Source organism: Novosphingobium sp. ZW T3_23, from assembly GCF_044987305.1.
Taxonomy (GTDB): domain Bacteria; phylum Pseudomonadota; class Alphaproteobacteria; order Sphingomonadales; family Sphingomonadaceae; genus Novosphingobium.
Genome location: NZ_JBJDRF010000042.1, coordinates 1 through 14,688, shown reverse-complemented (window position 1 = coordinate 14,688; position 14,688 = coordinate 1). Strand labels below are relative to the sequence as shown.

Genomic DNA, 14,688 nt, shown 5'->3' with positions numbered 1-14,688 from the left:
GCTGAAGACGCGCGTCAGAAATGCGTCGCCAGCGATACCTCGACGCTGCGCGGGGCGCCGATGTAGATGTCGTTGGCGCCATAGCCCGAGTATTCGCCGTAGAACGCGTCGGTCAGGTTGCGCCCGCGCAGGGCCACCGTGAGAGCCTCGGCCACTTTCCAGGAAACGGCGGCGTCGAACGTCGTGCGGCCTTTCACGAAGACGGTATTGGCCGTGTCGGTGTAGAAACCCGAGACATGGCGGGCAAAGCCGCTCAGCGTCACCGGCCGGCCGGGCAGCCGATAGGCGAAGTTCGCCGCGGCCGTGGTCGATGGAACGTTGACCGGCCTGTTACCGGAACGATCCACGCCGCCCGCCTCGATCAGTTCGTCGTACTGGGCATCGACATAGCTCGCGCTGCCCCCGAGCGAGAGATTGTCCGTGACCGCAGCGCCAAGGCTGATTTCCAGCCCTTGCGAGGACTGTGTGCCGCCCTGAACGCTCAAGGTGGGATTGGTGGGATCGCGGGTGATGATGTCGTTCTGGACGATCCGGTATGCAGCCCCGGTCACCGTCAGCCGCTCGTCGAAGGCGGCCAGCTTGAAGCCGCCTTCATAGGAATAGCCCTTGGTCAGCTTGAAGCGCGTGTTGGCCAGCGGCATCAGCAGGATCGAGGAAACCGGGCTGACAGCCGTAGTGTATTGCCCGTAGAGCGTCAGGCCGGGCGTCACCGCATAGCTTGTGCCGATGCGCCAGGAAATCGGCTCGAAGACCGGGTTCGCGCGGGTGACGGTGTTGGGCGTCACCAGGTAATCGGTCGAGGCGCGGTCCAGGTCCATGTGGTCGTAGCGGATGCCACCTACCAGCAGCCACTGCGGCGTCAGGTTCAGCGCATCCTCGGCAAAGATCGAGATCGTCCTCAGCCTGGAATCGAAGTTCACGTTCGAGGCGCGATACTGCGTGCCGTTGGTGGGAAACGTTCCGACCACCGGGTCGAAGGGGTCGACCGGCTCTACCAGCGTGGCGGTGCTCGTCTCGCGCAGGCTGGAAAGCTCGGTGTGGTTATATTCCACGCCTAGGGTGAAGCGGTTGCGCAATCCGGCGATCACCCCCTCGTTGCCCAGCGCCGTGCGCACATTCCAGAATTCGTGGTCGTGGTAGAAACGGGTGAGCCCGCGCTGGATGCTGCCGTTCGGGAACCCCTCACCCGGCGCCACGAATGTGCGGGTGCCGTTGTTCACGAAGGCACGGTCCGCAGTGTACCAGACGAGGTCGGTGCCGAGCGACCAGCCCGAACCCAGCGAAAGGTCGATGCGCGAACGGATGGTGGTGTCGGTCGCGCCGGAATATCCTCCATCGGGCGTGTAGTTGCGATGCCGCGTCGCCTTGTCGATGACATAGCCGTTAGCAGTTGAAACGGCATCGCTGGGGTCGCGTGCATAGGCGAGCGGGATCAACACCGCGCCCTGGTAGGCGCTGTCCGCCCGGTCGCTGTAGTGATCGACCGCCAGCAGCACCGAAAGGTCTGCGGAAGGCCGGAAAAGCAGGCTGGCCGTCAGGCCGCTGGAGCGCGTCCGGTTGTTGTCGACATCGTAGAGGCTGTCGGACGACAGGTTGCTGGCATCGGCGCGCAGCGCCAGTGTGTCGGATATCCGATAGTTGACGCCGCCCGCCGCCATGACCGTATCGAAGCTGCCGTAGCTGAGCAGCCCATCCATGTGGTTGCCATCGAACGTGGGCTTTCGCGTCACCTTGTTGATCACGCCGCCCAGTGCACCTTCGCCGAACAGCACCGAGGCGGGCCCCTTGATCACTTCGATACGGTCGAAGTGCCAGGTGTTGGTGTCGCGCTGGACGACGGTGGAGGAGGATATGCGAACCCCGTCCTGGAGGATCGAGACGACATTGCCCGCGAAGCCTCGCATGCTGACGACGGCCGGGTTGCCGGGAACGTTGCCTGCGATAGCGCCGGGAACATCGGCAAATGCCTCGCGCGCGGTGCGAAGGCCGCGGAACTGGAGGTCCGCCTGGGTCAGCGTCTCGACGCTGGCGGGCGTTTCCATGACGGTAAGGTCGAGCCGGCTCGCGGCGTCGCTGCGCTGTTCGAGCTTCAACGGATCGCGCTGCCCGGTGACGGTGATCGTGCCGTTGTCGGGCGCTTCGTCGGCCAGGGCGGGCGAAGCCAGCAAGGCTGCGGCGAGAGCGAAAATGGATGTGCGCATGAAGTCATGCTCCCTGTCGGTATGTTCTGGAAATATCGGTGTGGCTGCGGCGAGCCGCCTTGCGGCGGCGCAGCCAATGAAGAAGCCCGGTCACGAACAGCGCTGGCGGAACGAGACCGAACAGAAAGACCAGGATGCGGACCGGCAAACCGCCGATCGATCCGTCGTGAAGCGGGTGCAGCCACGTGTTGAAAGCGCTCGAAGCGCCGCTGCGCCGGTAATCGGCGAAGGCCACCACTGACGCGCTGTGGCGGTCCACATGGATGTAGCTGCGCGGAAAGCGCCTGCTGGGATCGCCCGGCACCTGAACGCGAAAGCGCACCGGCGCCGATGCGTCTCCGGGTATCTCGATCCAGACCAGTCTCGCGTCCGGCACGGCGCGGTGCGCGGATTCCAGCAACCGGGAGAGCGGCTGCGCGGGCCCTTCCCCGGCAGTGACAGCGGGGGTTACGGGTGCATCGAGAGGCGCAAGCGTGCGCGCCAGCACCCAGTCGCGCTCCTGCGGCAAGGCCAGCAGCACGCCCGTGGCCACCAGAATAATGAGCACCGGCAGCCCCCACAGCCCGGACAGCTTGTGCCAGTCCCTGAGACGGCGCAGCGGGGCCGCCTGGCGTTTGAACGCCAGCGCCTTGCGCAAAGTGCCGCGCGGCCACCATACGGCCAGGCCGGTAAGCAGCAGGGTGAGGATTGCGATGCCGGACCATCCCGCCACCTGCTTGCCAAAGTCTCCGGCCAGCAGGTTCATGTGCAGGTCGTAGATCCAGGTCATGAGGTATTCACCCCATTGCTCGCGGCGCAGCACGCGGCTGCCATCCGGCGAAAGCCAGACCATCATCGAATGCGAATGGCCGCCGTCTCCGTAATAGCGCGCAGGGATGGGCCCCGCCTCGCCGGTGACCTCGAACCGCCATTGGCCTTCAGCGGATGGCCACCGCGTGTGGACGGTCGACAAGACCCGGTCCCATACTGGCGAGGACCACCCCGGCCCTGCCCCCTCTGCAACGACATGGCTTTGCCGATGCAACAGGCCGTCAATCTCGACGTAGAAGACCAGGGCGGAGCCGGTCAGCCCCAGCATCGCGAACAGCAGGCCGATGGTAAGGCCCAGCCACAGGTGGACCTGCCTTATGATCGTGCGTGCAGGACGCTTTGCTGCTCGGCGTGTGGTTACGCCGCCAAGCTCTGGCCCTGCGCGAAAACGCAGTGTTTCTGACATGGAGGAAGGCTTCGTTTCGGCCCGGATGCGCACGCAATCGGCGCGTCCGGGTGATCAGACGGGAAAGGGCTGGTCTGTCAGGCCGAAGCGGGCGGGCCGCGCAGGGGCGGTCGGATGTGGAAGATGCGCTCAAGGCGCGGAGGCGTCGTCGGCGTAAAGCCGGTCGCCAGAATGAACGCCAGCGCAACCGCCAGCAGGACGATATCGGCGCCCGAAAGCGAGCCCATCGCCAGCGCGGTGAAGCTGCAAACGCCGTCACCGCCGACGTGCTTGTCCTGGCTGTCGCTGGAATCGCCCTTCATCGGAATGGCGATCTGCTGGGTGAGGTGCCGACCTTGCGCATCCGCGCAGATCTGGACGGTGAAGGTCTTTGCCTGTTCGCCCGGCATGTAACCTGCAGGCACAAGAATTTTCATCGCGAGCGCCAGCGCGATCACCAGGGCGTAAAGCCCCAAATGGTCACGAAAAAAGGCGCGCAGCGAAAACATCGGAATCGCGGGTAACGACCGCAAAAAGAAAAGTCACGTGGCCAAATTGTCCGCCCCCGCCGCAACTCTGCGTCATCACCCCCGCGAAGACTGCTCGCCTCCATCTAGCCGGAAGCGCGTCGAAGCGGAGACATTCCCCGGATCGAAGCGCTTCCCTGCAGATATCAGAAGCGCCAGGCGAAAGTAGCGTTCCCACCGTGATTGGACGCGCTGCCCGCCACGTCTCCGGTATAACGCAGATCGATCCGGGTGCTGGCGGACAAGGCGATGCCCAGCCCCAGTTCGGTCGAGAGCATATCCTCGGCAATCGGCGCACCGCTGATGGTGAAAGACTGCGCAACGTTGCTTGCGTAAGCCACGCGTGCGTCGGGGCGGCGGGTGCCGAAAGCATGCCGCCACCCGGCGGCGGCATCGAGCACGACCCGCGCCGATCCCGCGTTCCACCCGTGGGCAAGCCGCGCGCCAAGCGTCGTGAAGGTCGTCGCTGTCGAACCCGAGGCGACCTGCAAGGCTGCGGCGTCGCCCTGCTCGCGCGCGGTCTTGCTGTCGAGCACGACGTGCGCGATCCCGGCAACCGGCTCGATCTGCGTGTCGCCCAGCGTGACGCGATAGCCGATCTCGCCAAAGCCTTGCAGCACCGAACCGCCGACATCGGCCTTCGCGCTTTCGTCGAAATCCGCAATTGCGATCCCGCGCTTCGTCGTTCCGGAGTAGGCGCCGAGCGCGGCCCCCGCACGAAGATTGAACCGACCCAGCTCTCCTCCGGCGTAGAATCCGATCGACCAGCTATCGACATCGGCGCTGGAAGCGACGCTTTTCACCTTGACGTCGCTGTTCAGCCAACCGCCGAAGACGCCCAGTTGGACCGTTTCGCCCACCATCGCGTCAACGCCCATCAGCACGCCGGCACTCTGGATTTTCAGGCCACCGGCGTTGCCGTTTCCATCGACCCGGCGCTGACCGCCCACACCCCGCATCCAATAGCCGACGCCTGTCTCGGTCCTGACGTTGCGCAGACGATCTAGCGCGGCGGAGCGGATGAACCCGGCACTTTCGACCATCGCATTGCGCAACGAGGCATGGACCTCGCCCGACAACCCATCGAATCCGGCACGCGCCGTCGCGGCGTCGGCCACCACCAATGCGTCGTATATCGCGTTGCCGGCGCCCAGGGTTTCGGTCGCGCCGGCCACCGCGCGCTGGTTGGCGCTTGCGGCCACTTCGGTGAAATTGACGTCGTTGCGCTTCAGCGTCAGGGTCACCGTATTGGCGGTGTAGCCGAGCGTCGGCGTCAGGAACGCGAAGTTCGAGTTTACGGCGTCGAAGGTCCCGGTAACCCCGCCCGCGGCGGTCAGGATGGTGTAACTGGCCGACGGGCGATAGTTCCCGCCAAAGCCGATATGCGCAACGGTGCCGCCGTTGAGCGTCGCGGTGCCGGTGACCCTGATCTGATCGCTGCCGCTGGTGAGCGGATCGACCTCGACCTCATAGAACGAGCCCTGCTCGAACACGAGATTGCCGTTGACGGTGATCGTGCCGATCGAATTGCCGGGCGAGGCGATGCCGCCGGCGCCGATGATCGTGGTGCCGACCCCGCCATTGCCCGCCAGGACGCCTCCTGCACCGATGCGGGCCGTGCCACCAATTGCGCCGGTGGCGACGAGCCGGCCGGAAACAACCCGAAGCTCGCCGCTGAATGCGCTACTATCCCCTGTCAGCTCGATCCCGGCCCCGCCATCGATGGACAATGTACCCGCCCCGGAAAGTCGTCCGTCATAGCGGCCGTTCTCGGCCTGGCTGAAAGTCAGCGTCGCGCCGGACGTGACCGCCGCGTTGCCGGTGAAGAACTGCGTGTTCGTCACGAGCGCTCCGGATTCGATCGTCCAGTCGAGCGCCGAAGCCCCGGTCAGCGTCAGTTCGCCCGCGCCGCGCTTCACCATCGTGCCCGCATTGCCGTCGAGCCCGGCGATGGAGCCCGCAAACGATGCATCGCTGGCCTGATCGAAGATCACCACGCCGGCATTGCGCAGGTCGCCCCGGATCGCGGCCGCATTGCCCACCAGCGTGCCGCCCGAAACCGTGGTTCCGCCCGAATAGAGATTGTTGCCGCTAAGAACCAGCGTGCCGGAGCCGGTCTTGTTCAGGCGGGTAGCGGACGCACCGTCGGTCAGCGTCGAGCCGATCGTCGCGGTGACGCCGCCGTCCACCTGAACGGTTGCCGCGGTGCCCGAAGCAGGCGCAAAGGCCAGCGCCCCACCATCCAGCGCATAGCCGTTGGCCGAGAATTGCAGCGTATCGAAGCTCTGCGTGCCGGAAACGGTCACCATGCTGCCATTGGCGCCGCCAAAGACGGCTACCGACCCCGAACCTTGCCAGGTGCCGTTGAAGTCGGCCTCTCCCGGCGCGCCGGTCCAGTTGGTTCCGCTCGCGCTCCAGGCTCCGCCGCCACCGTTCACGATGCCGTTGCCCACCGTATCGGCACCGTCCCAGAACTGCAGGATCTGGCCCTCGCCGCGAACGAACAGGTTGACCTGTCCGGAGATGCCGGTCTGCACCTGATGGTTCGCTACCGTGAAATCGGCATTGATCGAGGTCACGTTTTCGTCGGCAAAACTGCCGGCCAGCAGGTCGCCGCCGTAGTCGAACAGGCGATAATAACCCGCCGCCGCGACCTGCGCATCCAACGCGCCGCCAAGCGTCAGGTCGCCGCCGACCGCAATCAGATCGTTGCTCGTGCCGCCAACGACACCAGGGGCATTGAGCTCGAACAACGAGCGCGACGTGGCACCAAGATCGAGGTTCCCGGCGATGGTCAAGGTGCCAGGGCTGTTGCCCGCGGAAAGCGTGCCGTCAACACGGACCGAGCCGCCAATCACGCCCGAACCGCCCAGCGTACCCGCCGCGTCCACCGTAACGTCGCCGCCCAGCGCGCCGCCGACGGCATTGCCCACGACCAGTTTGCCGACCGATATCGTCGTCGTACCGGTCCATGCGCTGCTGTCGCCCGTCAACGTCAGCGTGCCGGTGCCTTGCTTGGTCAAGGTGCCGTTACCGGCGATGGCGCCCGCGAAACTGGTGCTCGAGACCTGATCGACAGTCAGCGCCTTGCCGCCGAGCGACACATCGCCCGCGCCGCTGAGCGCCCGGATCGTAGCGCCAGCGGTCGTACCCGAAATGTCGAACGTCGCGCCGTTATTGACCGTCACTCCGGTGCTGTTCGCGATGTTGGCACCGCCGCTCAGCGCCAGCGTACCAGCATCGACTGTGGTGCCGCCGTCATAAGTGCTCACGCCCGTCAGGGTCAGTGTGCCCGCGCTCTGCTTGGTCAGGCCGCCGGTACCGCCGATCACGCCCGCGAAACTGGTGGCCGACGCTTGATCGACAGTCAGTACCTTGCCGCCGAGCGCTACATTGCCCGCGCCGTTCAGCGCCCGGATCGTGGCGTCCATGGCCGTGCCAGAAATGTCGAACGTCGCGCCACCGTCCACCGTCACGCCGGTGCTGCCCGAAAGGCTGGCTCCGCCACTCAGTGCCAGCGCCCCTGCGGCGACTACAGTGTCACCGCCATAAGTATTGACGCCGCTCAGCGTCAACGTGCCCGTGCCTTGTTTGGTCAGGCCGCCGATACCGCTGACAGTGCCTGCGAAACTGGTGGCCGAGGCCTGATCGATGGTCAGAGTCTTGCCGCCGAGCGACACATTGCCTGCTCCACTCAGTGCCCGGATCGTGACGCCAGCGGTAGTGCCAGAAACGTCGAACGTCGCACTACCGTCCACTGTCACGCCGGTGCTGACGGCAATGCTGCCTCCACCGCTCAGTGCCAGCGTCCCAGCGTCCACTACGGTGCTACCACCATAAGTGCTTGCGCCCGTCAGCGTCAGCGTGCCCATGCCCGCTTTGGTCAGGCTGCCCGTGCCCGCGATGACGCCCGCGAAACTGGTGCTCGAGGCCTGGTCGGCAGTCAGCGCCTTGCCGCCGAGCGCTACATTGCCCGCACCGCTCAGCGCCTGGATCGTGACGCCAGCAGTCGTGCCAGAAATGTCGAACGTCGCGCCACCGTTCACCGTCACGCCGCTGCTGTCCGAAAGGCTGGCGCCTCCGCTCAACGCCAGAGTCCCTGCACCCACTAGGGTGCCGCCACCATAAGTGCTCACACTCGTCAGCGTCAGCGTACCCGTCCCCGCTTTAATCAGGCTTCCAGTGCCCGCGACGATGCCTGCGAAACTGGTGTTCGAGACCTGATCGACAGTCAGCACCTTGCTGCCGAGCGCTACATTGCCCCCGCCGCTCAGTGCCCGGATCGTGGCGCCAGCGGTCGTTCCAGAAACGTCGAACGTCGCGCCACCGTCCACCGTCACGCCGGTGCTGGCGGCAATGCTGGCTCCACCGCTCAACGCCAGCGTCCCTGCACCCACCACGGTACCGCCCTCATAAGTGCTCACGCCCGTCAGCGTCAGCGTCAGCGTACCCGTGCCCGCTTTGGTCAGGCTGCCCGTGCCCGCGATGACGCCTGCGAAACTGGTGTTCGAGTCCTGGTCGGCAGTCAGCACCTTGCCGCCGAGCGCTACATTGCCCCCGCCGCTCAGCGCCTGGATCGTGACGCCAGCAGTCGTGCCAGAAATGTCGAACGTCGCGCCGCCGTTCACCGTCAGGCCGCTGCTGACGGCAATGCTGCCTCCACCGACGGCCAGTCTCCGACATCCGAGGTCCGTGAGCGCCAGCTGTAGTTGGTCCTTGGTTTCATGTGGTAAGCCATCTGTGACAAAACGTTGGAAGTCCTTCTGAATAGCCGAAGCGCTGTTGGTGGCCTATGCGTCCGATTCTGATATCGGTGCCGCCATCACCGACTTCTCGACTTTCATGGTCGACACTATCGAGTTGACGATCGTCGGTCTTCATGCACGGCGGTCTGCCGCCGCTTAACGGGCGTAGACCGGTTCCGACGCCGATGGACATTTCAACGGCTACCCCGAAACACATTGAGTGGTCGGTAGCTAGCGCCGCTGAGATGTCGGCTGTATCCGTCACGCGGCTCCTAACCAGACATTCGCCTATCGGCCAGTCTCGCACATTCCTGGAACGATCGTTTTGGCTTTAGGAATGGCGGGTGTTGGATGCGGACCGCCATTCCCGACCCGGTTCGAAAACGTCGGTTTTGTCCCACGATCCGGCGTTCGGCCGCGGTGAAACCGACCCATTTAAGACTCTCAGCAGCCAATTTTGATCCCCAACTGCTGACGGTCTGCTACCCCGGCAAGTGTCGACCAGATAGCGCCATTCAGCCCAGCACCGAGAATGATATTGGATGGCAAAAGTAGTCCCGGCAAGTCGATTACCTGGGTGATTGTCGCGCCATCTCAATCAGGGCCCTGAAGGCAGCTGAAGCATTTCGCCGGCTAGGATAATAGAGGCACAAGGGTGCGAGCGGCGGTGTCCAGTCTTCCAAGACACGGACCAGGCGTCCCGCCTGGATGTCGTCCCGGACGTCAGCTTCCATGAAATAGCCGATGCCGACATGATCGAGCACGGCGATGCGCGACAGGCTCGCCTCGTCCAGGGTTATGGGGCCGGAAACATCGATTAAAACGGGCTGGCCGTTCTTCTCGAAGTGCCAGCGATGCAGCGCGCCGTTTGGCAGCCGGATGCGCAGGCAGGAGTGATGAAGTAGGTCCGGGGGTGTGCGGGGTTTGTCGTTGTCCTTGAAATATGCGGGCGACGCAACGACGGCAAAACTGCGCGGAGGTCCGACTGGAATGGCGATCATGTCGGTCGGCACCAGGCTCGCGCTTCGCAGCCCGAGGTCGAACCCCTCAGCGACGATGTCGACAATCCGGCCTTCGGTGACGAGATCGATGTGAACTTTGGGATAATGTCGTAGGAACTTCAGCAAAAGTGGGCCGAGTATCTCCCGTGCGCCTGTGGCGAAAGCATTGATTCGCAGAGTTCCTGAGGGTGTTTCCTGCTGTGACCGAGCGGCTCCCATCGCTTCGTGGAGGGTGCCCACAGCGGGCCCAACCTGCTCGACGAAATTTCGTCCAGCATCGGTGAGGGACACGCTGCGAGTCGTGCGATTGAACAGACGGACGCCAAGCTGCCCTTCCAACTTGCCGACGGCATTGCTTAGCGCAGTGGTGGAGAGCCCCAGTTCCAGCGCTGCCGCGCGGAACGATGCGCGCCGCGCTACCGCGAGAATAGCGTCAAATTCGTTCAAACCGTGTTTCGACATTGTCCCGCCTTTCGCAACGCCACATGCCGCTTTAGCCCGATTATCACAACCATCGTGCGGCGCTAAATTCTCCTCGTCACCGCAAGGAGCGTAGCAATGCCGATCGAACTACCCAAACCCATCGCCGACTATGTCGCGGCCAACGCACGGCTCGATGCAGACGCCATGCTCAAGCCGTTTGCTGCCGACGCGGCTTTCCTGGATAATGGAAAACGCTTTGAGGGCCACGACCAGATCCGGATCCTGTTCGAGGAAGAGGTCATCGCCGTGAAAGCCATCTTCACGCCGGATGCGATCCGCCGCGAAGACGGTCTGGTCGTCGTCGAAGGCCTCGCCCATGGTGACTTTCCCGGCAGTCCCATCCGCTTCACCTACCGCTTCGCGATCGAAGCCGGAGCGATCAAGGCAGTGGAGGTCACGGCATGACGATCAAGGCTGATCCGACCGAGTTCGCAGGGAAGCGCGTACTCGTCAGCGGCGGCACCAAAGGTGCGGGCCGCGCCACGGTGGACCGTTTCCTGGCCGGGGGCGCGCGCGTTATCACCGCCGCGCGCGGAACGCCGGACCCCATCGACGGAGTGGAGTTCGTCCAAGCAGACCTCGCAACCCCGGACGGCAGCAAGACGCTGGCGGATGCAGCGCTCGAACGCCTGGGCGGCATTGACATTCTCGCGCATGTCATCGGCGGTTCGTCCACGCCGGGCGGCGGCTTCGTTGCCTTGACCGATGAACACTGGCTTGCCGAATTGAACCTGAACCTTCTGGCGACCGTCCGCCTCGATCGCCTGCTGGTGCCCAAGATGATCGAACAGGGCGGCGGCGCCGTGGTGCATGTCACGTCCATCCAGTCCGTGCTGCCTTTGCCGGAATCGACGACAGCTTATGCCGCCGCCAAGGCCGCGCTCAGGACCTACAGCAAATCGCTCTCCAAGGAGCTTGGTCCCAAGGGCGTGCGGGTCAACGTGGTCTCCCCCGGCTGGATCATGACTGAGTCGACGGGCCGCTTCTTGGAGCGCCTGCAGGAAACGAATGGCGGCACAATTGAGGATGCGAGGCAGTCAGTCCTTGAAGCTCTCGGCGGCATTTCAATTGGCCGCGGGGCGGAGCCTTCCGAAGTCGCCGACCTTATTGCCTATCTGGCTTCGAATCGCGCAGGGGCGATCCACGGCGCTGAATTTGTCATAGATGGCGGTACGATCAGCACCGTTTGAGCCAGGGGTCGGCATACTCGTAATGGCAGTCGTGGGGCGTAGATTTCTGCCGTCGCGAGCCGGAGGGGTGAGGCTGTGGCCTCTCGGATGGAAAGGGCGCCTCATGCTAAGGAAGAGCGTGAGCGTGCCGTCTCCCCCGCTATCCGGCGGCAAGCGACCAACTCACGCCATTCTGAGATCGAGGCCTGAATGGCCGCTAGGGTGAACGGGGTCATGGCGTGTCCCTTCCAGCCTGTTCGGCGATCAGCGCATGAATCTGGGCGACGACCGCGGCGCCTTCGCCTACTGCTGCCGCAACGCGCTTTGTTGAGCCGGCGCGCACGTCGCCAATGGCGAACACGCCCTTGCGGCTGGTTTCCAGCGGGCGCGGACCGGTGCCGGTGAGGACGAAGCCCTTCTCATCCATATCGACGCAGCCCTTGAGCCAGTCCGCGTTGGGATCTGCGCCGATGAACAGGAACAGGTGCCGCAGTTCGCACCGATGCGTGGTCCCCGCTGCCTTGCGGAAGGTCGCCGCCGAAAGTCCCGAGAGCGCATCCCCCTCCAGCGCGATGACTTCGCACCCTACGTGCACGTCCACGTTGGGCAGCGCCGCGATGCGCTCGATCAGGTACTGGGACATGGTTTCGGCCAGCGGACGCCGCACGAAGAGGTGCAGCCGCTTCACATGCGGCGCGAGGTAGGCGACCGCCTGCCCCGCAGAGTTGCCGCCGCCGACGAGCGCGATCTCTTCCCCCGCGCACAGCCGTGCCTCGATGGGTGAGGCCCAGTAGGACACGCCATTGCCCTCGAACATGGCGAGCCCCTCCACCTCGGGCTGCCGGTAGCGCGCGCCCGAGGCGATGACGATGGCCCGCGCGTTGATCCGCCGTTCACCCACCAGTTCGAGCGCGAGGCCAGCTTCCGAGCAGTCGAGGTGGTGGACCTTCAGCGGCACCGCGATCTCCGCCCCGAACTTGAGCGCCTGGTTAAAGGCGCGTCCCGCCAGCGCCTGCCCGGAAATGCCGGTCGGGAAGCCCAGGTAGTTCTCGATCCGCGCCGATGCGCCCGCCTGCCCGCCGCTGGAACGCTCGTCCAGCACCACCACCGAGAGCCCCTCGGAGGCGGCATAGACCGCCGCAGCCAGCCCCGCAGGCCCCGCGCCGACGATGGCGACGTCGTAAGGCTCGTTCTGCCTGAACTCGGGCAGCATGCCGAGGCAGGTCGCCAGTTCCAGCTCGCCCGGATTGCGCAGGAAGTCGCCGTCCGGACAGACGACGATAGGCAGGTCTTCCGGCAGCACCCCCATCCGCTCGACGAAAGCGCGGCCCTCCCCTTCCACCTCGGCATCGAGAACGAGGTTGGGATAGCCGCTGCGCGCAAGGAAGCCCTGCAGCCTAACGAGGGCCCGGCTGCCAGGGCGCCCGATCAGGATCGTCCCCGCCTCGGCATCCTCGATCAGTTCGACGCGGCGGAGGATCAGCGCGCGCATGACGATCTCGCCCACGTCGGCCGATCCCACCATCAGCGCCCGCAAGTGCGGCGCATCGAACGGCAGCGCAGTGCAGCCTTCAGGCCCCGCGCGACCGTGCGCAATGGTGGGGCGACCGGCCAGCTGGTTGACCTCACCGCTGAACTGGCCCGCGTTATAGGTGGTATAGACCTGATCGTCGTTCAGGCCGTGCCGCCGCGAGACCTCGATGCCGCCGTTCAGCACCAGCCACGACGGCACCCCCTGCTCGCCGATGGCGTAGACGACCTCGCCCGGCGCGAACCGCCGCTCCGGCCCGCTGGCGAAGCGGCGCGCAGTCTCGACCTGCGCGGGGTTGAGCACGGGAAACATCTGGTGCTGGCGGGTGGCCCGGATTGTCATGTCGCTCGTTCCGTTCCTCGATGGTGCTTGCAGCGCACGGCCTAGCTCAATTCCCCCGCGATGGTCGGGAGGAGTTCGGCCACGGTAGGGTGGATGTGCACGGTGCGGCGCAGGCAATCGGCGGTCGCGCCGTTCGCCATCATGTCGAGGACCGCGTGGATCGCCTCGTCCCCGCCGGTGCCCAGGATGGTTCCGCCGAGGATCGCGTCGCTATCCGCATCGACGACGATCTCCATGAAGCCGGTCGTCTCGTCCTTTTCCACGGCGCGACCGACGCGGGTCATCGCCCGGCGCCCGATCCGGACCGTGCGGCCCGCCGCCCGGGCCTGCCCGGCGCTGAGGCCGACACGTGCCAGCGGCGGGTCGGTGAACAGCGCATAGCAGGCGATCCGGTCCGCCACCTTGCGGTCCGCCCCGTCGAGCAGGTTTTCCGCCACGATCTCGAAGTCGTTGTAACTGGTGTGCGTGAAGGCGCCGCGCCCGTTGCAGTCGCCCAGCGCCCAGATGCCGGGGACCGAGGTTTCCAGCCGCTCGTCTACGACGATGTAGCCGCGCGCGTCGGTCTCCACGCCTGCCGCCTCCAGTCCGAGGTCAGCGGTATTGGGAACACGCCCAACTGCCATCAGGACGTGGCTGGCGGCCACTGTATCAGGATCGTCGCTGCAATGAAGGCCCACGTCGATGCCGCCGTCCTCGCGCGCATGGAAACGGATGCACTCGGCATCGGTGCGAATCGCCAGCCCTTCCTCCTCCAGCATGGCGCGGATCGCAGCCGACACCGGCGCATCCTCGCGCGAGACCAGGCGCGGGCCTTTCTCCACGATGGTCACGCGCGCACCGAGGCGGGCGAAGGCCTGTCCGAACTCCAGCCCGATATAGCTGCCCCCGATGACGACGAGGTGTTCGGGTACCGTCGTCATCTCCAGGATCGAGCTGTTGGTCAGCAGCGGCACGTCGCGCGCTCCCGGCATGTCGGGGATCGACGCCCGCCCGCCGACGTTTATGAAGATGCGGTCGGCTTCGAGCAGCTCTTCGCCCACGCGCACGGTGCGGGCGCTTTCAAACTGGGCGTGGCCGTAAATGAGCGTGCAGCACTCCATCCCCGACAGCCACTTTTCGTTGCGGCCCCGCGCACCGGCGGCGACCGCGCTGGTCCGGGCATGGACGCGGGCCATGTCGATGGAGATCGGCCCGGTGTTCACCCCGTAGTCCGCTCCGCGCCGGGCAAGGTGCGCGACATAGGCGGAGGCGACCAGCGTCTTGGTGGGCATGCAGCCGGTGTTGACGCAGGTGCCGCCGACCAGATGGCGCTCGATGATCGCCACGCTCTGCCCCGCTGCGGCAAGTCGGCCCGCGAGCGGCGGCCCGGCCTGTCCCGCGCCGATGATGATGGCGTCGAACCGGCGGGTCATGCGTGCAGCACCACCACGATGCCGAGTACAATCGCCACCAGATCCTCGACCAGCGCGGCGGGGTTACCGCGCCCGAACAACC

9 protein-coding genes are annotated in these 14,688 nt (G+C 65.4%); 2 read left to right on the top strand and 7 right to left on the bottom strand.

Annotated elements, in window-relative coordinates:
* Positions 1–14 precede the first annotated feature (14 nt).
* From ACI3K3_RS18515 to ACI3K3_RS18495, 5 genes are all read right to left on the bottom strand, one after another.
* A complete protein-coding gene (locus ACI3K3_RS18515) occupies positions 15–2,201 on the bottom strand; it encodes a TonB-dependent receptor (protein ID WP_404916312.1) in 2,187 nt (728 codons plus the stop codon).
* Between the two features lie 4 nt (positions 2,202–2,205).
* Positions 2,206–3,417 carry a PepSY-associated TM helix domain-containing protein gene (locus tag ACI3K3_RS18510; protein ID WP_404916310.1) on the bottom strand — a complete coding sequence of 404 codons (1,212 nt, stop codon included), beginning with the start codon at positions 3,415–3,417 and terminating at the stop codon, positions 2,206–2,208.
* A 77-nt stretch (positions 3,418–3,494) separates the two neighbouring features.
* The gene (locus ACI3K3_RS18505) at positions 3,495–3,905 is read right to left on the bottom strand and encodes a DUF2946 family protein (protein WP_404916308.1); all 411 of its coding nucleotides are present in this window, start codon (positions 3,903–3,905) and stop codon (positions 3,495–3,497) included.
* Between the two features lie 164 nt (positions 3,906–4,069).
* On the bottom strand, positions 4,070–8,551 hold the full coding sequence (locus ACI3K3_RS18500; RefSeq protein WP_404916306.1) for an autotransporter domain-containing protein: 4,482 nt from the start codon (positions 8,549–8,551) through the stop codon (positions 4,070–4,072).
* 686 nt (positions 8,552–9,237) lie between these two features.
* Positions 9,238–10,131 carry a LysR family transcriptional regulator gene (locus ACI3K3_RS18495; protein ID WP_404916304.1) on the bottom strand — a complete coding sequence of 298 codons (894 nt, stop codon included), beginning with the start codon at positions 10,129–10,131 and terminating at the stop codon, positions 9,238–9,240.
* 96 nt (positions 10,132–10,227) lie between these two features.
* On the opposite strand from ACI3K3_RS18495, the gene ACI3K3_RS18490 reads away from it, so the two are divergent.
* On the top strand, positions 10,228–10,557 hold the full coding sequence (locus tag ACI3K3_RS18490; protein ID WP_404916302.1) for a nuclear transport factor 2 family protein: 330 nt from the start codon (positions 10,228–10,230) through the stop codon (positions 10,555–10,557).
* Positions 10,554–11,342, top strand: coding sequence for an SDR family oxidoreductase (locus ACI3K3_RS18485; protein WP_404916300.1), 789 nt, complete (start codon positions 10,554–10,556; stop codon positions 11,340–11,342). Before ACI3K3_RS18490 ends, ACI3K3_RS18485 begins: the two co-directional genes overlap by 4 nt.
* Positions 11,343–11,553: 211 nt before the next feature.
* Here ACI3K3_RS18485 and ACI3K3_RS18480 read toward each other — a convergent pair whose 3' ends face one another.
* A complete protein-coding gene (locus ACI3K3_RS18480) occupies positions 11,554–13,194 on the bottom strand; it encodes an FAD-dependent oxidoreductase (protein WP_404916298.1) in 1,641 nt (546 codons plus the stop codon).
* Positions 13,195–13,235: 41 nt separating this feature from the next.
* Positions 13,236–14,606 (bottom strand): FAD-containing oxidoreductase, encoded by a 1,371-nt coding sequence (locus ACI3K3_RS18475; protein WP_404916296.1) that lies wholly within the window; start codon positions 14,604–14,606, stop codon positions 13,236–13,238.
* Positions 14,607–14,688: the final 82 nt, after the last annotated feature.